The sequence below is a fragment of the Bordetella genomosp. 10 genome, assembly GCF_002261225.1.
Taxonomy (GTDB): domain Bacteria; phylum Pseudomonadota; class Gammaproteobacteria; order Burkholderiales; family Burkholderiaceae_B; genus Bordetella_C.
In genome coordinates this window covers 401,908-419,573 of the sequence record NZ_NEVM01000002.1, presented here as the reverse complement: position 1 = coordinate 419,573, position 17,666 = coordinate 401,908, and the positions used below count along the sequence as shown (strand labels likewise).

Below are 17,666 nucleotides of genomic sequence, written 5' to 3'. Positions count from 1 at the left end.
ATCAGGACCACCCCAGGCGCCGCGTCAGGGTCGCCGCGGCCTCGCGCAGCAGGCCGACCCAGGCGTCCTGCCTGGCCGGATCGAAACGGAAGTCCGGAATGGTCAGCGTCAGGTTGCCCCGCACCTCGCCCCGCAGATCGAAGAACGGCACCGCCACGCCGTAGGCGCCGGGCGCGCGCTGCGAGCAACTGACGGCATAGCCCTGCTCGCGGATGGTCCGCAGCGACTGCCGCAGTTCGTCCTCGTCCATGGGGCGCCCGTCCAGGGGCGACGGCTCGGCGCGCCGCACCACCTGCTCGATTTCCTCCTCGCTCAGGAAGGCCAGCAGCGAACGGCCCGCGGCGCCCCAGCACAGCGGCTCCAGGCGGTTCTTCTCGATGCGGTAGCGCAAGGGATGGGCGGGCGAGGCCGACGAGGTGAAGAACATCTTCAGCTCGTTGCGCACCAGCAGCGTCAGCAGCACCGTTTCGTCGGTCTGATCGCGCACTTCCTGCAGGATGGGATCGCCGATCTGGTTGATCGGGATTTCCGAGGCCAGGCGGCCGGCCAGGCGATAGAGCTCGATGCCCGGCGTGTATTGCCCCTCTTCGTCCTGCGTGACGAAGTTCAGCGGCTTGCAGAGATTGAGCAGGCGGTGGGTGGTGCCGCGCGGCAGGTTCAGGCTGCGGGACAGCTCGTTCAAGCCCCAGCGCTCCTTCTCCGCGAAGCGCGTCAGGATGCGCAGCACCCGGTTGACGGTGCCGTTGTCGGCGTCCGCGGCCGGTGGAGGCGATTTCGACTGTTTCATGGTGTGGCGAGGTGGCGGGTGCGTGGGGCCATCGGACCGGCGCCGGCTTGCCCGCGGAGGGCGGGCGAAACCTGCAGGGGCGGGTTCCGGCGTATTGACAGCCGGCAGGCGACAATTATATAGTCCACTTAACGATACACTAGTCCGTTTAGTGGAACACATTAATCGGAGCACATCAAACTGAACAACGAACGCACGGCTTGCACCGGGCGTCGACAACAAGGCATCGGCTGGCGCGCGGCCGGTGGACAGGAGACAAGCGCATGCAAGCAGGCATTCTTTCGAAGTCCACCGGGCAGCCGGGTGCAGCCGCCGGCACGGCCGGAGCCGGCGGCCCCACCGTCGCCGAACAATGGGCGGCCTTCATCCACGACACGGATTTTCGCGACCTGCCCGCCGACGTCGTCGCGCGCGCCAAGTCGCGCCTGCTCGACGCGCTGGCGACCGCCTTGGCCGCGCGCGCCCTGCCCGTCCCCGGCGTGGCGCGCCGCTTCGTGGGGGCCGAAAGCAGCGCGGCGGCCGCCGACCGCGGGCCGGCCACCCTCATCGGCTATCCCGAGCGCCTGTCCACGGTCGACGCGGCCTTCGTCAATGCAACGCTGGTCAATGGCTGCACGCACGACGACTTCCTGGCCAAGTCCCATCCCGGCGCCGTGGTCATCCCGGCCGCGCTGGCCGCGGGCGAGGCCCACGACGCCAGCGGCGCGGCCTTGCTGGCCGCCGTCGTGCTGGGCTACGACATCGTCGCCCGCGCCTACCTGGGCGCGCCGGGCATGCTGCCCGCCTTCCGCGGCACCGGCGTGGCCGGCGCCATCGGCGCGGCGGCCGCGGCGGCCAAGACCATGGGCCTGGCGCCGCGGCAACTGGTGAACGCGCTGGGATGCGCGGCGATGTTCGCCTCCGGTTTCGGCGAGGGTTTCCGGTCCGGCACCATGGACGTCAAGCTGAACGTGGGATGGGCCAGCCGCACGGGGGTCTCCGCGGCGGAACTGGCCGCCGCCGGCGCCACGGCATCGCCGCTGGCCTTCGAGGGCGAGTCGGGATACTTCCGCGCATTCGGACGCTCGGCGGACCACGCGGCCGAGGCGACGCGGGACCTGGGCAAGCGCTTCCTCATCGAGGACGTGGTCTACAAGGAAAGGCCGGTCTGCATCTTCGTGCAGACACCGGTGCACCTGGCGCTGGAACTGAAGGCGCGCCACGACCTGGCGCCGGACCGCATCGAGCGCGTGACGATACGCGCGCCCTGGCTGACGCTGACCAATCCCGGCTACACCAACGTGGCGCCCTACCAGACACCGCTGAAGGCGCGCATCAGCGCCCGCTTCACCGTGGCCGCCGCGCTGCTGGGACGCCCGGTGGACGAGTATGCGTATTACGAGAACATCGAGGACGCCGAGGTGCTGGCGCTGGCCGAGCGCATCGACCTGCTCGATCCCGCCGGCGACCAGGACGGCCGCGTCGACCTCGAAGTGCATGGCGGCGGGCAGACCTACCGGGCATCCGGCCTGGAGATGGACAGCCTGACGCCGACCACCGGGAAAATCGCCGCCAAGTTCGACCGCCTCACCGCCCATCTTCCCGCGCGCCGTGCCGAAGCGGCGCGGCGCATGGTCATGTCGCTGGAGGAGGTGCCGCGCATCGGCGCGCTGACGGCGCTGCTGCGGCCCGATTGAACACACGGGCGCGGCGATCCAGCCCCGGGCCGCGCCGTGCAAGGTCCGCCGCCATCGCGCGACGAACCAGGGGCCATACATAAAAGCAGAAACCTCGGAGACATACTCATGAAACTGGCCAGCCTCATGGCCGCCGGAGCCCTTGCGCTGAGCATGGGGACCGCCGCGCATGCCGCCTATCCGGACCATCCCATCCACGTCATCGTGCCGTTCCCGCCGGGCGGGTCCACCGACGTGGTCACCCGCATCGTCGTCGCCAAGGTCCAGGAACTGCTCGGGCAGAACATCATCGTGGAAAACCGCGGCGGCGCGGGCAGCATCATCGGCTCGGACTACGTCGCCAAGGCCGCGCCGGACGGCTATACGCTGCTGGTCGGGCAGACCGCCTTCGCGGTCAATGCCTCCTTGCGCGAGAAGCTGCCCTACGACACCATCAAGGACTTCACGCCGATCGCCCTGCTGGCCGACCATCCGGGCGTGTTCCTGGCCCAGTACACCAAGCCCTACAACACCTTCAAGGAATTCGTGGCCTACGCCAAGGCGCATCCCGGCAAGGTGGTGTATTCGTCGGCCGGCACCGGCAGTTGGCCGCACCTGGCCATGGCGATGCTGGCCAAGGACGCCGGCCTGCAAATGGTGCACGTGCCCTATCAAGGCACCGGACCGGCCAAGGCCGACCTGATCGCCGGCCGGGTGGACGTGAAGATCGAGGCGTACGCCACGTCCATGGGCATGGTCAAGGAAGGCAAGCTGAAAGTGCTGGCCGTGACCAGCGCGCAGCGCGATCCCGCCCTGCCCGACGTCCCGACCATCGCCGAACTGGGTTATCCGGGCTACGAGGCCTCCTACTGGATCGGCATGCTGGGGCCGGCGAAGATGCCGCCCGAGGTCACGGCCAAGCTGGAGAAGGTCTTCATGCAGGCGGTGAACGATCCGGACGTGAAGCAGAAGATCGACGCGCAGACCATACACGCGCACGCGCTGCCGGCCAAGGACCTGCAAGCCCTGATCCACAAGGAAATCGACAAGTGGGCGGCGGTGATCAAGGACAGCAACATCGACAAGCAATGAGGCGGAGGGCATATGCCTGCGAAGGAACATGAGGCCGCGGCCGGCCGCCGGCCGCTGGATTGCGTGGCGAGCCGCGAGACGGCGCATCGCGTGGCGGTGGCGCCCGGCGTGGACATCGCCTACGTGGTCGACGACTACACCGACGGCTGGGTCGCGCCGCCCGTCGTGATGCTGCTGCATGGCATCGGGGAATCGGCCGAGGCCTTCGCCGGCTGGGTGCCGCGGCTGGCGCGGCGCTGCCGCGTGGTGCGCGTGGACCTGCGCGGCTATGGGTTGTCCTCGCCGGTGGACGAACACGAGGCGCTGACGATCGAGGCGCTGGCCGACGATATCGACGCGCTGGCGGGCCGCCTGGGCGGTCCGATACACGTGGTCGGCGCGAAGCTGGGCGCGCAGGTGGCCCTGGCGCTGGCCCAGCGCGGCGCGCCCTGGATGGCGTCGCTGACGCTGGCCGGCGTGTTGATCTCGCCGGGCGGCGCGCTGGGCAAATGGGTCGACGAGTGGCTGGGCCTGGTCGACCGCTCAGGCGTGGAAGGCTGGGCGCGCGCGACGATGCCCGGCCGCATGGGCAGCGCGCTGACGCCGCCGGCCATGGAATGGTGGACACGCTATATGGGACAGGCGCCCGCCGCCGCGGTGAAGGCCTGCTTCCGCATGTTGCCGCGGCTGGCCGAACCCGCGCGGCTGGAAGCCATACGCTGTCCCACCCAGGTCATCGTGGCCGTGCAGCCGGAACGGCCCGGCGCCTACGACCAGCGCCAGTCGGTCGACGAGGTGCGCCGCTGGCAAAGCCGCATTCCGGAATCCGTCCTGGTCGAGCTCCAGGCCGATTCCTATCACATCGCCGCCACGCATCCCGATGCCTGCGCGGATCTCACGCTCGGTTTTATCGAAAGGATTTCATCATGATGGGATGGCGTGGCCGTATCGGATTCCTGGTGCCCCCGGGCAATCCGACCGTGGAGCCGGAAATGGCGCAATTGGCGCCCAAGGGGGTGTCCGTGCACTTCACGCGCATGGTGGCGCATGGCACCACCGGCGCCCATGCGGGACAGGAGGACCGCAATCGCACCCAGATCGCCCACCTGGCCGAGAACGCGGAACTGCTCGCCCTGGTCAAGCCGGACGTGATCGTCATGGCGCACACGGCCACGAGCTATACGCTGGGCAAGGAAGGCGAGGCGGCGCTGGTCGCGCGCATGGAAGAGGCGCACGGGATTCCCTTCATCACCGCCTTCGGCAGCGTGCTGGCCGCCCTGGCGCATCTCGGCGTCGAGCGGGTGGCCTATGCCACGCCGTACAACGAGCAGACGACGCTGCAAGGGAAGGCGCACCTGGAGGCGCACGGCCTGGAGGTCGTCGCGCACGGGATCCTGCCCAACGTGGTGAACATCTACGACGAAACGCCGGAACGCGCTTATGCGCTGGGCCGGCAGGTCGATCATCCGGCGGCCCAGGCCTTGTTCCTGAGCGGCGTGGGGATGCCCACGGTGGACGCCATCAACCTGCTCGAACGCGACCTCGGCAAGCCGGTGCTGTCCAGCGCCACCGCGATGATGTGGAATGCGTTGCGGATAATAGGCGTGCGGGATACGTCGGCCGAGGGCGGCGTGCTGCTGTCCGGCATCGCGGGAGGACCACGGCCATGACGCTTTACCTGAACGAATCCGACGTGCGCCAGTTGCTGGACATGTCCCGCGCGGTCGAGGAAGTCGAGCGCGCCTTTTCCGCCCATGGCCGCGGCCAGGCCGTCGACATCCCGCGCCGCCGCACGCGGCAGCCCGGCGGGCATCTGCACATCCTGCAGGCCGCCGCGCCGGAGATCGGCATCATCGGCTACAAGGCCTATTACAACAAGCCGGGCAAGCCGCTCAACACCCTGCTGCACCTGCTGAATCACGCGCAGGGGCATACCGAGGCCATCATCGAATCGGACTGGCTGGGCCGCATCCGCACGGGCGCGGCCACCGGCGTCGCCGCCCGCTACCTGGCGCGCGAGGATGCGCGCGTCCTGGGGCTGTTCGGCTACGGGCGCCACGCGCGCACCCAGCTCCAGGCCGTGTGCACGGTCCGCGATATCGACGAGGTGAAAGTCTTCGGCCGCAACCAGGACGCCGTGCGGGCCTTCTGCGACGAAATGTCCCAGCAGGTTCCGGCGCGCGTGCGGCCGGCGCAATCGCGCGAAGAGACGGTGCGCGGGTCGGACATCATCGTCACGATGACGCGCGCCTTCGAACCCTTGTTCGACGGGCACTGGCTGGAACCCGGGCAATTCATCGCGGCGACGGGCTCCAATGCCCTGGACCGGCGCGAGATCGACACCGAGACCGTGCGGCGCGCCGACGTCATCGTCGTCGATTCACGCGAAGTGGCCCAGGGCGAATGCGGCGACCTGCTGCCGGCCTACGAGAACGGGCTGATCTATTGGGAGCACCTGGCGGACATGGGCGGCGTGGTCGCCGGCCGCTGGCCTGGCCGCACGTCCGACGCGCAGATCACGCTGTTCGAATCCCATGGGATGGCGCTCCAGGACCTGTACGCGGGCGCGGCCGTGCTGGCCGCGGCGCGCGAACGGGGCATGGGCGTGCCGCTGCCGATGATGGGGCCGGAGGAGAAATAAGACGGTCTGGCGGCCTGAGGCGGTCGACCGCCCTGCCCGCCGGATCGCCGGCATGCCCGTGACGGCCGCGCCGGATTCAAACTCCGAAATCCTTGGCCGCTTCCGGCTGGTACAGGATCTCCGCCAGCGTGGCCCGATGCGTGGCGCGGTCCGGGCCCTGCCACTGTATGAGCTGACCCACGCGGTGGCCGATCAGGGCCAGGCCCAGCGGCGAGAGCACCGAAATCCGGCCGGCGGCCGCGTCGCTTTCGGGCGGATAAACCAGGGTGACCACCATATCCCCGTCCCGGTCGCCGCGCAGCCGCAGACGCGAGCGCATGGTCACGATATCCGGGTCGATCTGCTGCGCGGGCACGGTTACCGCGGAATCGACGAGGTCATAGGCCGTCTCCTCGATCTCCGGCGGCAGGCCGTCGGCCGGCAGGCGCGCGAGCATGCCGTTCAGGCGGGCATGGTCGAGTTCGGTCATTACACGTTCTTGGGCGGGCGCCAACATATCCATCACTCCTTTCCGGCCATGCCGCCGCGGCGGCACGACGCGTTCCTGCGCGGGAGCGGGCCCGACGACCGAAGAACTGCGCGTATGAGAGAAAGTATGGAAAGGCGGTCGCCGGGCTCAGACATGTGCGGCGAGAGCCGCGGCCGGTTCCGTCCGGTCCGCTCGGGGCGGACGCGCGCACACACCCGCCGGAAGCCGTGCGGCCCCGGTTTCGCCCTGCAGAGCAGGCGTGCGCGTGAGATGTGCGGAGGTCATGTACTCGATTCTAGTGGCGTCGAGCCGCGGCGTCCAATGCCCCTCTCTCGGGCCGACTCACGTCGCGCGTCATGCATTTCCGGGAGCGTTTTGAGGGGAAGAGACTGGCATCCAGCGGTCATTCCGGGGCCGGCGCGGCGTCGGAATCACCCGAGACAACGGCGGGCGGGGAACCCAAGCCATTGATCTCATTGGAATTAGGTGGTGCGAAGGAGGGGACTCGAACCCCTACACCTGTTACGGCGTCAGGACCTAAACCTGGTGCGTCTACCAATTTCGCCACCTTCGCATTTAGGCAAGCCCGCTATTGTAGCTTGCTTGTTAAAATTCCGTCCATGAACCCGCGTCTCGATGCTCTACAGCCTTATCCCTTCGAAAAACTGCGCCAGTTGCTGGCGGGCGCAGGCACGCCGCCCAGCGGTCTGGGGCCGATCAATCTGTCCATCGGGGAGCCCAAGCATGATACCCCGCAGCGGGTGGCCCAGGCCATGGCGCAGGCGCTGCCCGGCGGCCTGGCCTCCTACCCGCCGACCAAGGGCGAACCGCGCCTGCGCGAGGTGATCGCGCAGTGGATCGGCAAGCGCTACGGCATCCCCCTGCCCGATCCCGATACCCAGGTGCTGCCGGTGCTGGGCTCGCGCGAAGCCCTGTTCTCGTTTACCCAGACCGTGGTGGACCCGGGCGCCGACGATATCGTCATCTGCCCCAACCCGTTCTACCAGATCTACGAAGGCGCGGCCGTGCTCGCCGGGGCCACCCCGTATTACGTCAACGCCGACGCGGCGCGCAATTTCGCGCCCGACTGGTCGCTGGTGCCCGAGGACATCTGGCGCCGCACCCGCATGGTGCTGGTCTGCTCGCCCGGCAACCCCGCCGGCAACGTCATGTCGCTGGACGACTGGCGCGAACTGTTCGCGCTCAGCGACCGCCACGGCTTCATCATCGGCTCGGACGAATGCTATTCCGAGATCTACCTGAACGAGACCGCGCCGCCGCTGGGCGCCCTGCAGGCCGCCGTCCAGCTCGGCCGCCCGGACTTCAAGCGGCTGATCGCGTTTTCCAGCCTGTCCAAGCGCTCCAACGTGCCCGGCATGCGTTCCGGCTTCGTGGCCGGCGACGCCTCGCTGATCGCGCCCTACCTGCTGTACCGCACCTACCACGGCAGCGCCATGAGCCCCGTGGTGGCCGCCGCCAGCATCGCGGCCTGGACCGACGAGACCCATGTGCGGGACAATCGCCGCCTGTATCGCGAGAAATTCGACGCGGTGGTGCCCATCCTGCAACGCGCGCTGAACGTCACGCGGCCGGCGGCGTCCTTCTACCTGTGGGCGCCCACCCCGGGCCCGGATACCGACTTCGCGCGCGATCTCTACGCGCAATGCGCGGTGACCGTGCTGCCGGGCAGCTACCTGGCGCGCGAGGCGCACGGCGTGAACCCCGGCGCCGGGCGCGTGCGCCTGGCGCTGGTGGCCCCGCTGGCGCAGTGCGTGGACGCCGCCCACCGTATCGCCGATTTTGTGAAGAAAACCATCTAACCCCCTGCCAGTAGACCTGAACACTATGACTCTCGACCTCCAAACGACCATCGAAGCCGCCTGGGAAGCCAGGACCTCCCTGTCGCCCAGCGACGCCAGCGCTGAAATCCGCGAAGCCGTCGAGCACACCATCGACGGCCTGGACACCGGCCGCCTGCGCGTGGCCGACAAGAGCACCGGCGAATGGGTCGTGCATCAGTGGATCAAGAAGGCGGTGCTGCTGTCCTTCCGCCTGCAGGAAAACGCCATCATGGGCCAGGCGCCGCTGCAGTTCTACGACAAGGTGCCGCTGAAGTTCGCCGAATACGGCAATGCCGCCTTCCAGCACGGCGGCTACCGCGTGGTGCCGCCCGCCGTCGCGCGCCGCGGCTGCTTCGTCGCCCGCAACGTGGTGCTGATGCCCTCCTACGTCAACATCGGCGCCTACGTCGACGAAGGCACCATGGTCGACACCTGGGCCACGGTCGGTTCGTGCGCGCAGATCGGCAAGAACGTGCACCTCTCCGGCGGCGTCGGCATCGGCGGCGTGCTGGAGCCTCTGCAAGCCAACCCCACCATCATCGAGGACAACTGCTTCATCGGCGCGCGTTCCGAAGTGGTGGAAGGCGTGGTGGTCGAGGAGAACTCGGTCCTGTCTATGGGCGTGTTCCTGTCGCAAAGCACCAAGATCTATGACCGCACCACCGGCAAGGTCACCTATGGCCGCGTGCCCTCGGGCTCGGTCGTGGTGCCCGGCACGCTGCCTTCGGCCGACGGCTCGCACAGCCTGTACTGCGCCGTCATCGTCAAGCGCGTGGACGCGCAGACGCGCGCCAAGACCAGCATCAACGACCTGCTGAGGGCTTGATGAGCACATCCCCGGTACTCGATCTGGTCAAGGACCTGATCGCCCGCCCGTCGGTCACCCCGGACGATGTCGATTGCCAGCAGTTGCTGACGCAGCGGCTGCAGGCCGCCGGCTTTTTCTGCGAAAGCATCGTCAGCAACGGCGTCACCAACCTGTGGGCCCGGCGCGGCAGCGCCGGCCCCCTGCTGGTGTTCGCCGGCCATACCGACGTGGTGCCGCCGGGGCCGCTCGAAAAATGGGAAAGCGATCCCTTCGTGCCGGTCGAGCGCGACGGGTATCTGTACGGCCGCGGCGCGGCCGACATGAAGAGCTCGATCGCCGCCTTCGTGGTGGCGGCCGAGGAATTCGTGGCGGCCCATCCCGGCCATGCCGGCTCGATCGCCCTGCTGCTGACCTCGGACGAGGAAGGCCCCGCCACCGACGGCACGGTCGTGGTGTGCGAACGCCTGCGCGAGCGCGGCGAGACGCTGGACTACTGCATCGTCGGCGAGCCGACCTCGGTCGACAAGCTGGGCGACGTCTGCAAGAACGGCCGCCGCGGCTCGTTGTCCGGCCGGCTGACGGTCAAGGGCATCCAGGGCCATGTGGCCTATCCGCACCTGGCCCGCAATCCCGTGCATCAACTGGCGCCCGCGTTGGCAGAGATCGTCGCCATCGAATGGGACCAGGGCAACGAATACTTCCCGCCCACCACCTTCCAGGTGTCCAACCTGAACGCCGGCACGGGCGCCACCAACGTGGTGCCGGGCGAGGCGGTGGCGCTGTTCAATTTCCGTTTTTCCACCGCCAGCACGCCGGACGCCCTGAAAGCCCGGCTGACCGAGGTGCTCGACCGCCACGGGCTGGAATACGACATCAAGTGGGAACTGGGCGGCGAACCCTTCCTGACGCCGCGCGGCACGCTGAGCACGGCGCTCACGCGCGCCATTGCCGACGAAACCGGGCTCGCCACGGAACTGTCGACCACCGGCGGCACGTCGGACGGGCGCTTCATCGCCAAGATCTGCCCGCAGGTGATCGAATTCGGCCCGAACAACGCGACCATCCACAAGGTCAACGAGCGGATCGAACTGTCTTCGCTGACGCCGCTGAAGAACATCTACCGCCGCACCCTGGAAAATCTCTTGCTTTCCTCCGAATCCGCCGCATGACCGCTCCCGACCACCCGGAATTGACGACCGTACGCGACCTGGTCCGCTACGGCGTATCGCGGCTGCACGCCGGCCAAGTGACCTTCGGCCACGGCAGCGACAACGCGTGGGACGAGGCGGTCTACCTGGTGCTGCACGCGCTGCACCTGCCGCCCGACACGCTGGAGCCCTTCCTCGACGCCCACGTGCTGGCCGAGGAACGGCTGCGCGTGCTGGACCTGCTGGAACGCCGCGTGCAGGAGCGCCTGCCCGCGCCCTACCTGACCAACGAAGCCTGGCTGCGCGGCCACCGCTTCTACGTCGACAACCGCGTCATCGTGCCGCGCTCGCCCATCGCCGAACTGCTGGACGACGGCTTGTCGCCCTGGCTGAGCGATCCCGAGACCGTGGAGAACGTGCTCGACATGTGCACGGGCTCGGGCTGCCTGGCCGTGCTGTCGGCGCTGGCCTTCCCCTTCGCGCACGTGGACGGCGTGGACATCTCGTCCAGCGCGCTGGAAGTCGCCATGCACAACGTCGGCGCCTACAACCTGCACGACCGCGTCGGCCTGCACCTGAGCGACCTGTTCGACAAGCTGAACACGGGCCGCCTGTACGACGTGATCATCTGCAACCCGCCCTACGTGAACGAGGGCTCCATGGCCGCGCTGCCCGCCGAATACCGCCACGAGCCGCATCTGGCCCTGGCCGGCGGCGACGACGGCATGGACCTGGTGCGGCGCATCCTGCGCGACGCGCCCAGATTCATGAAACCCCAAGGCATCCTGGTGCTGGAGATCGGCCATGAGCGCAGCCATTTCGAGGCCGCCTTCCCCGACCTGACGCCGGTCTGGCTGGACTCGTCCGAAGCGTCCGACCAGTTGCTGCTGCTTACCCGAGAGCAACTGGCGTCGTGATTCGTGCTCAAGGCTTGACGCTGCGGCGCGGCACCAAGGTGCTGCTCGACGGCGCGGAATTCGTGGTCAACCCGGGCGAGCGGGTCGGCATCGTCGGCAAGAACGGCGCCGGCAAGTCCACCCTCTTCGCCCTGCTCACCGGCGCCCTGGACCAGGACGCCGGCACGCTGACGCTGCCCGAGGGCTGGCGCATCGCCAGCGTCAAACAGGAAATCGCCGCCGACGACCGTCCGGCGCGGGACTTCGTCATCGACGGCGACGTGCACCTGCGCGAACTACAGCGGCGCCGCGCGGCGCTGCGGGACAGCCAGGGCACCGAGATCGCGGAGACCGAAGCTGCCCTGGTGGAAGCCGGCGCCTGGAGCGCGAATTCGCGCGCGGAGCAATTGCTGGCCGGCCTGGGTTTCAAGCCCGCGGAATGGACCCAGCCGGTGAACAGCTTTTCCGGCGGCTGGCGCATGCGCCTGGCCCTGGCGCGCGCGCTGATGGCGCCGTCCGAGCTGCTGCTGCTGGACGAGCCCACCAACCACCTGGACCTGGACGCCATGCTGTGGCTGGAAAAGTGGCTGGCGTCCTACCAGGGCACGGTGCTGCTGATCTCCCACGACACCGAATTCCTCGACGCCGTGGCGCGCGCCATCCTGCATTTCGACCATGCCAAGCTGGTGCGCTACCGCGGCGGCTACCAGGACTTCCTGACCCAGCGCGCGGAACGGCTGCGCCAGACCAGCATCGCCTTCGAACGGCAGACGCGCGAAGCCGCGCGCCTGCAAAGCTTCATCGACCGCTTCAAGGCCAAGGCCTCCAAGGCCAAGCAGGCGCAGAGCCGGGTCAAGGCCTTGTCGCGCATGGAAGCGCTGGCGCCGCTGCACGCGGAAGCCGGCATCGATATCCGCATTCCCTCGCCCGACCACATGCCGGACCCGCTGCTGGTCCTGGACAAGCTGTCGGCCGGCTACACCACGGACGACGGCCAGCAGGTTTCCATCCTGCGCGACGTCACGCTGATGGTGCGCGCCGGCAGCCGCATCGGCGTGCTGGGCGCCAACGGCGCGGGCAAGAGCACGCTGATCAAGACCCTGGCCGAGGAATTGCAGGTCCAGGGCGGCGAGCGGCGCGCCTCGCGCGGCCTGGCGATCGGCTATTTCCACCAGCACCAGTTGGACATGCTGGATCTCGAAGCCACGCCGCTGATGCACCTGGCGCGCATCGCCCCGGACGCGCGCGAGCAGGAGCTGCGCAACTACCTGGGCGGCTTCGGCTTTTCCGGCGACACGGTCAACGGCAAGGTCGCGCCCATGTCGGGCGGCGAGAAGGCGCGGCTGGCGCTGTCGCTGATCGTCTGGCAGAAGCCCAACCTGCTCCTGCTGGACGAACCCAGCAACCACCTGGACGTGGAAACGCGCGAGGCGCTGGCGACGGCCCTGGCCGAGTTCGCCGGCAGCATGCTGCTGGTGTCGCACGACCGGCACCTGCTGCGCACGACGGTCGACAGCTTCTGGATCGTGGCCGACGGCGCGGTGCGCGAATTCGACGGCGACCTGGAGGATTACCGGGAGTGGCTGGCGGCGCGCAACGCGGAGGAAAGGGCCGGCCAGCGCGCGGCCGACAAGGCCGAGGCGGCGCGCGCCGAGGATGGCGCCGAGCCCGCGATCGACCGCAAGCAGCAACGCCGCCTGGAAGCCGAACAGCGGCAACGCCTGGCCGTGGCGCGCAAGCCGCTGCAGGCCAGGCTGGCCAAGGTCGAGACCGCGATGGAGAAAGCGCGGGCGCGCCTGGCCGAGCTGGACGCGCTGGTGGCGGACGCAGATCTCTACACCGACGCACGGCGCACCGAACGCCAGCAGGTCATGAGCGAACACGGCGAGCTGAGCAAGCAGTTGGAAAGCCAGGAAGAAGAATGGCTGACGCTGCAGGAAGAGATCGAGGCCATCGAACGCGAGGCGGGTTGATCGCGCATAGGGGCCGGGGCCATGCCCCGGTCCTTGCGTCCTGCCGCGCCCCCGCCCGGGGACGCTGGCAAGAAGCGCCAGGCGCTGCCGTCAGCCCGCGATGACGTCCAGCTTCGCGATGCCCAGCGCCAACGTCTTGGTGCCGACGTCGCGGAACTGGATCTGCGCCTGGGCATCCTGGCCGGTGCCGCTCAGCCCGATGATGGTGCCGTCGCCGAAGCGCGCGTGGCGCACGCCCATGCCGATGCGGAACTGGCGGTCGCCCACCGTAACGCCGCTGCTGACCGAGCGGGGCGCGCGAGGCGCGGCGGCGCCGGTCGGCTTGCGGCCGAAGGCATCGCGCGACGCGCCGCCCCACCGGCCTTCGCCTTGGCTTCCCTGGTTCGCGCCGTAGCCCTGGCTGCCGCCGCCGGTGCGCGGGGTCAGCCATTTCAGATGCTGTTCCGGGATTTCGGTGAGGAAACGCGAACGCATGGCGTAGCGCGTCTGGCCGTGCAGCATGCGGCTTTGCGCCAGGCTCAGGTACAGCCGTTCGCGCGCGCGCGTGATGGCCACGTACATGAGACGGCGCTCTTCCTCCAGGCCGGCCTGTTCCAGCAGGCTGTTTTCGTGCGGGAACAGCCCCTCTTCCAAGCCCGTGATGAAGACGGCGTCGAACTCCAGGCCCTTGGCGGCGTGCACGGTCATCAGTTGCACCGCGTCCTGCCCCGCTTCGGCCTGGTTGTCGCCCGCTTCCAGCGCCGCGTGCGACAGGAAGGCGGCCAGCGGCGTGAGCCCGCCGTCGGCCGGCGCCCCGGGCAGGATTTCACCCGTGGCGGGGTCGGTCGCCGGCGGCTCGTTCAGCGGCACCACGCCGCCGGGCAAGCCGTCGAAATTTTCCTCGGAAGCGAACACCGCGGCGGCGGTGATCAATTCGTTCAGGTTCTCGATGCGCTCGGCGCCTTCGCGCTCGCCCTTGTAGTGATCGAGCAGGCCGCTGGCATGCAGGACGTGCTCGACCATTTCCGGCAAGGGCAATTGGCGCGTCTCGTCGGCCATGCGCTGGATCAGCGTGGCGAACTGCGCCAGGTTGGCGCCGCCCTTGCCCGGCACGCGGGCCACCGCCCCGTACAGGCTGCTGTCCTGCGAGCGGGCCGCGTCGGCCTGCTGCTCCAGCGTGCGCGCGCCGATGCCGCGCGCGGGGAAGTTGACCACGCGCATCCACGAGGTGTCGTCGTCGGGATTGGCCAGCAGGCGCAGATACGCCAGCGCGTGCTTGATTTCCTGGCGCTCGAAGAAGCGCAGGCCGCCGTAGACCTTGTAAGGAATGCCCGACGAAAACAGCGCATGTTCCAGCACGCGCGACTGCGCGTTGCTGCGATAGAGCACGGCGATCTCGCGCCGCGCCCGGCCGTCGTTCACCAGAGCGCGGATCTCGTCGACGATCCAGTGCGCCTCCATGCCGTCCGAGGGCTGCTCGATCACGCGGATGGGCTCGCCCTCGCCCTGTTCGGTCCAGAGGTTCTTGCCCAGGCGGCCGCTGTTGTGGTCGATCAGCGCGTTGGCGGCGTCCAGGATGTGGCCGAAGGAGCGGTAGTTCTGCTCCAGCCGGATGACGGTGCCGTGCGCGTAGTCGCGCTCGAAATCCGCCATGTTGCCGACATTGGCGCCGCGGAAGGCATAGATGGACTGATCGTCGTCACCCACCGCGAAGATGTGGGCGCCGCCGCCCGCCAGCAGGCGCAGCCACTTGTACTGCAGCGTATTGGTATCCTGGAACTCGTCGACCAGGATGTGGCGGAAACGGCGCTGGTAATGCTCGCGCACGGGGGCGTTGCGCGACAGCAGCTCGTAGGCGCGCAGCAGGAGTTCGGGGAAGTCCACCACGCCTTCGCGCTGGCACTGGGCTTCGTAGAGCTGGTAGATCTCCACCAGGCGGCGCCGGTGGCTGTCCCAGACTTCGACGTCGGCGGGGCGCTGGCCCTCTTCCTTGGCGCCGTTGATGAAGCGCTGGACGTCGCGCGGCGGGAATTTCTCGTCGTCGATGCCGTTGGCTTTCAGCAGGCGCTTGATGGCGGCCAGTTGATCGGCGGTGTCGAGGATCTGGAAGGCCTGGGGCAGCCCCGCGTCGCGATGATGGGCGCGCAGGAGGCGATTGCACAGGCCGTGGAAGGTGCCGACCCACAGGCCGCGCGTATCGATGGGCAGGATGGCGGTGATGCGCGTCAGCATCTCGCGCGCCGCCTTGTTGGTGAAAGTGACTGCCAACAGCCCAAATGGACTGGCCTGGCCGTTTTGAATCAGCCAGGCCATGCGGGTGATCAACACCCGGGTCTTGCCGCTGCCCGCCCCGGCGAGGACCAGGGCGTGCTGCGGTTCGAGAGTTACGGCTTCACGTTGCTGAGGATTGAGTTTCTCGATCATGCCGCGTAACGACGCAGCCGGATCGCGAACTGCTCAAGGCCTTCGATGCCGCTCTGCTGGGCGCGCTGGCACCAGGCTTGCAGATCGCTGAGCAATTGCTCGCTGCTGGCGCTGGAGCTTTCCCAGAGGCGGCCCAGCTCGCGGCGCATCTGCACCAGGGTGGACAGCGACTGGCTGCGGGCGATGGCCTGGTCGACCTGGGCGACCTGCTCCGGCTGCAGCACGTCTTCGTTGCGGTGCAGCCAGCGGCGCACGCGGCGCAGCATGGTGATGTTGCTCGGGTCGACGTCGGGGGACGTGGACTTCAGCTTGGCCAGCTCCTGGCGCGCCGTGCTCTTCACGACCTCGGCGTAGCGGGCCATGACTTCGTAGCGGTGGGTGATGACGCCCTGCAGCGTGCTGAGGTCGATCATCGGTTTCTGGCCGTTTTCCAGCTTGAGCTTGGGCGCGACCTTCTTCACCTTGGCCAGGCGGAAGAAGCGCAGCACGCTGATGTAGCACCAGCCGATGTCGAACTCGTACCACTTCGCCGAGAACTTGGCCGACGTGCCGTGGGCGTGGTGATTGTTGTGCAGCTCTTCGCCGCCGATCACGATGCCCCAGGGGAACACGTTGGTGCTGGTGTCCGGGCTGGCGTAGTTGCGATAGCCCCAGTAGTGGCCGATGCCGTTGACCACGCCGGCGGCCCAGAAGGGAATCCAGGCCATCTGCACGGCCCAGACCGTCAGGCCGATGGCGCCGAACAGGGCGATGTCGATGGCCAGCATCGTCATGATGCCCCACAGGCTGTGGCGCGAGTAGATGTTGCGCTCGAGCCAGTCGTCAGGCGTGCCGTGGCCGAACTTGGCCATGGTTTCCTTGTTCTCGGATTCCTGGCGGTAGAGCTCGGCGCCGCGGAACAGCACCTTCCAGATGCCGAACAGCATGGGCGAATGGGGGTCGCCGTCGCGTTCGCACTTGGCGTGGTGCTTGCGGTGAATGGCCACCCACTCCTTGGTGACCATGCCCGTCGTCATCCACAGCCAGAAGCGGAAGAAATGCATGACGGCGGGGTGCAGATCGAGACCCCGGTGGGCCTGGCTGCGATGCAGGAAGACCGTGACCGAGACAATGGTGATATGCGTCATCACCAGCGTGTACACAAGAATCTCCCACCAGGAAGATTGGGACAAGCCGCCAGTGATAAAGGAAAGGATGTGATCCATAGACCGTGTGTGCGCCTCAAAATTGAGTACTGCGAGTTTAGCCCACCTTTGGGGGGTTATGACAAGGGCATTTCAAATTAGTTGGTGACTTTTTTGACCATAATCAATGACGAAGGTTATCATTTCGCCGATTTTGACGGAGATTCAGGGCTACGCCAGCCCCCCCGCGGGCACCATGGCGGACGCTTGCATGCCGGTAGCGCAGCCCTACCCTGTTGTATTTTTCCTATTTTGCTCCTATGCGCCTGCCTTGCCCACCCCGCCGTGGCACCGTTTTGTCTCGTTTTCGCAAGCAAGCGGCGGGCCACGCCCTGCTCTACCTGGCGGCGGCGGGCCTGATTTCAATGGCGGCGGCGCATGCCGGCAACAGCGCGATGCCCCAGCCGCGGGCCTGGTCGGTGCCGCCCGGCAAGGCCACCCTGCTGGCCACCTATTATGAAATCGTCGACGCGAACTGCCGCCCCCTGATGGCGCCGGCGGTGCGCATCGCCACCCGGCCGGCGCTGGGCTCGCTGACGATCAGCCAGGGCGTGGGGCTGGCCGACAACCCGTCGAAGTGCGCGAACATCCAGGTGCCCGTGACCGAGGTCTATTACCAGGCCGGCAAGCAACTGGGGCAGGACAATTTCTCCTGGGAAGTGCGGTTCCAGTCCCAAAACCTGGGCACGCAGCGCGTGCAGGGCGCGGTCGCGATCACCCCCGGCGCGCGCTAGCGCGCTGGCTGCGAGGCCCCGGGAATCCAGCCGGGGCCCGGGTGCCGGAGCGCGGT

The 17,666-nt window shown here is 68.2% G+C and carries 15 protein-coding genes and 1 tRNA gene; 11 read left to right on the top strand and 5 right to left on the bottom strand.

Features of this window, described 5'->3' with window-relative positions:
• Position 1: 1 nt before the first annotated feature.
• Positions 2 to 787 (bottom strand): IclR family transcriptional regulator, encoded by a 786-nt coding sequence (locus tag CAL29_RS11290; protein WP_179283985.1) that lies wholly within the window; start codon positions 785 to 787, stop codon positions 2 to 4.
• A gap of 263 nt (positions 788 to 1,050) precedes the next feature.
• On the opposite strand from CAL29_RS11290, the gene CAL29_RS11285 reads away from it, so the two are divergent.
• From CAL29_RS11285 to CAL29_RS11265, 5 genes are all read left to right on the top strand, one after another.
• A complete protein-coding gene (locus CAL29_RS11285) occupies positions 1,051 to 2,463 on the top strand; it encodes an MmgE/PrpD family protein (protein WP_094853132.1) in 1,413 nt (470 codons plus the stop codon).
• 108 nt (positions 2,464 to 2,571) lie between these two features.
• The gene (locus CAL29_RS11280; protein ID WP_094853131.1) at positions 2,572 to 3,534 is read left to right on the top strand and encodes a Bug family tripartite tricarboxylate transporter substrate binding protein; all 963 of its coding nucleotides are present in this window, start codon (positions 2,572 to 2,574) and stop codon (positions 3,532 to 3,534) included.
• A gap of 12 nt (positions 3,535 to 3,546) precedes the next feature.
• On the top strand, positions 3,547 to 4,443 hold the full coding sequence (locus CAL29_RS11275; protein WP_094853130.1) for an alpha/beta fold hydrolase: 897 nt from the start codon (positions 3,547 to 3,549) through the stop codon (positions 4,441 to 4,443).
• A complete protein-coding gene (locus CAL29_RS11270; protein ID WP_094853129.1) occupies positions 4,440 to 5,183 on the top strand; it encodes a maleate cis-trans isomerase family protein in 744 nt (247 codons plus the stop codon). The genes CAL29_RS11275 and CAL29_RS11270 overlap by 4 nt, the downstream gene beginning before the upstream one ends.
• On the top strand, positions 5,180 to 6,154 hold the full coding sequence (locus tag CAL29_RS11265) for an ornithine cyclodeaminase family protein (protein ID WP_094853128.1): 975 nt from the start codon (positions 5,180 to 5,182) through the stop codon (positions 6,152 to 6,154). Before CAL29_RS11270 ends, CAL29_RS11265 begins: the two co-directional genes overlap by 4 nt.
• A gap of 76 nt (positions 6,155 to 6,230) precedes the next feature.
• Here the strand turns inward: CAL29_RS11265 and CAL29_RS11260 are convergent, their stop codons facing one another.
• Together CAL29_RS11260 and CAL29_RS11255 are read right to left on the bottom strand one after the other, a co-directional pair.
• Positions 6,231 to 6,623: a GreA/GreB family elongation factor gene (locus CAL29_RS11260; RefSeq protein ID WP_256977377.1), complete on the bottom strand. Its 393-nt coding sequence runs from the start codon at positions 6,621 to 6,623 to the stop codon at positions 6,231 to 6,233.
• A 487-nt stretch (positions 6,624 to 7,110) separates the two neighbouring features.
• A tRNA-Leu gene (locus tag CAL29_RS11255) sits at positions 7,111 to 7,197 on the bottom strand.
• A gap of 46 nt (positions 7,198 to 7,243) precedes the next feature.
• Here CAL29_RS11255 and dapC point away from each other — a divergent pair.
• From dapC to CAL29_RS11230, 5 genes are read left to right on the top strand one after another with little or no spacing between them, the layout of a single operon-like run.
• Positions 7,244 to 8,443 (top strand): succinyldiaminopimelate transaminase, encoded by a 1,200-nt coding sequence (gene dapC, locus CAL29_RS11250; RefSeq protein WP_094853127.1) that lies wholly within the window; start codon positions 7,244 to 7,246, stop codon positions 8,441 to 8,443.
• Between the two features lie 25 nt (positions 8,444 to 8,468).
• Positions 8,469 to 9,290 (top strand): 2,3,4,5-tetrahydropyridine-2,6-dicarboxylate N-succinyltransferase, encoded by an 822-nt coding sequence (gene dapD, locus CAL29_RS11245; protein WP_094853126.1) that lies wholly within the window; start codon positions 8,469 to 8,471, stop codon positions 9,288 to 9,290.
• A complete protein-coding gene (gene dapE / locus CAL29_RS11240) occupies positions 9,290 to 10,441 on the top strand; it encodes a succinyl-diaminopimelate desuccinylase (protein ID WP_094853125.1) in 1,152 nt (383 codons plus the stop codon). The genes dapD and dapE overlap by 1 nt, the downstream gene beginning before the upstream one ends.
• Positions 10,438 to 11,337, top strand: a complete 900-nt coding sequence (prmB, locus tag CAL29_RS11235) for a 50S ribosomal protein L3 N(5)-glutamine methyltransferase (RefSeq protein WP_094853124.1) — start codon at positions 10,438 to 10,440, stop codon at positions 11,335 to 11,337. Before dapE ends, prmB begins: the two co-directional genes overlap by 4 nt.
• Positions 11,334 to 13,289, top strand: a complete 1,956-nt coding sequence (locus CAL29_RS11230; protein ID WP_094853123.1) for an ABC-F family ATP-binding cassette domain-containing protein — start codon at positions 11,334 to 11,336, stop codon at positions 13,287 to 13,289. Before prmB ends, CAL29_RS11230 begins: the two co-directional genes overlap by 4 nt.
• A 90-nt stretch (positions 13,290 to 13,379) precedes the next feature.
• Here CAL29_RS11230 and CAL29_RS11225 read toward each other — a convergent pair whose 3' ends face one another.
• Both CAL29_RS11225 and CAL29_RS11220 read right to left on the bottom strand, forming a co-directional pair.
• On the bottom strand, positions 13,380 to 15,692 hold the full coding sequence (locus tag CAL29_RS11225; RefSeq protein ID WP_094853122.1) for a UvrD-helicase domain-containing protein: 2,313 nt from the start codon (positions 15,690 to 15,692) through the stop codon (positions 13,380 to 13,382).
• Positions 15,689 to 16,897: a DesA family fatty acid desaturase gene (locus tag CAL29_RS11220; protein ID WP_094853121.1), complete on the bottom strand. Its 1,209-nt coding sequence runs from the start codon at positions 16,895 to 16,897 to the stop codon at positions 15,689 to 15,691. The genes CAL29_RS11225 and CAL29_RS11220 overlap by 4 nt, the downstream gene beginning before the upstream one ends.
• A gap of 275 nt (positions 16,898 to 17,172) precedes the next feature.
• On the opposite strand from CAL29_RS11220, the gene CAL29_RS11215 reads away from it, so the two are divergent.
• Complete coding sequence (locus CAL29_RS11215) at positions 17,173 to 17,610, top strand: hypothetical protein (protein WP_094853120.1); 438 nt, start codon at positions 17,173 to 17,175, stop codon at positions 17,608 to 17,610.
• Positions 17,611 to 17,666: the final 56 nt, after the last annotated feature.

Coding starts and splice junctions, on each gene's coding strand:
- CAL29_RS11290 (WP_179283985.1), bottom strand. CDS start 787: ATGAAACAGTCGAAATCGCCTCCACCGGCCGCGGACGCCGACAACGGC.
- CAL29_RS11285 (WP_094853132.1), top strand. CDS start 1,051: ATGCAAGCAGGCATTCTTTCGAAGTCCACCGGGCAGCCGGGTGCAGCC.
- CAL29_RS11280 (WP_094853131.1), top strand. CDS start 2,572: ATGAAACTGGCCAGCCTCATGGCCGCCGGAGCCCTTGCGCTGAGCATG.
- CAL29_RS11275 (WP_094853130.1), top strand. CDS start 3,547: ATGCCTGCGAAGGAACATGAGGCCGCGGCCGGCCGCCGGCCGCTGGAT.
- CAL29_RS11270 (WP_094853129.1), top strand. CDS start 4,440: ATGATGGGATGGCGTGGCCGTATCGGATTCCTGGTGCCCCCGGGCAAT.
- CAL29_RS11265 (WP_094853128.1), top strand. CDS start 5,180: ATGACGCTTTACCTGAACGAATCCGACGTGCGCCAGTTGCTGGACATG.
- CAL29_RS11260 (WP_256977377.1), bottom strand. CDS start 6,623: ATGACCGAACTCGACCATGCCCGCCTGAACGGCATGCTCGCGCGCCTG.
- dapC (WP_094853127.1), top strand. CDS start 7,244: ATGAACCCGCGTCTCGATGCTCTACAGCCTTATCCCTTCGAAAAACTG.
- dapD (WP_094853126.1), top strand. CDS start 8,469: ATGACTCTCGACCTCCAAACGACCATCGAAGCCGCCTGGGAAGCCAGG.
- dapE (WP_094853125.1), top strand. CDS start 9,290: ATGAGCACATCCCCGGTACTCGATCTGGTCAAGGACCTGATCGCCCGC.
- prmB (WP_094853124.1), top strand. CDS start 10,438: ATGACCGCTCCCGACCACCCGGAATTGACGACCGTACGCGACCTGGTC.
- CAL29_RS11225 (WP_094853122.1), bottom strand. CDS start 15,692: ATGATCGAGAAACTCAATCCTCAGCAACGTGAAGCCGTAACTCTCGAA.
- CAL29_RS11220 (WP_094853121.1), bottom strand. CDS start 16,897: ATGGATCACATCCTTTCCTTTATCACTGGCGGCTTGTCCCAATCTTCC.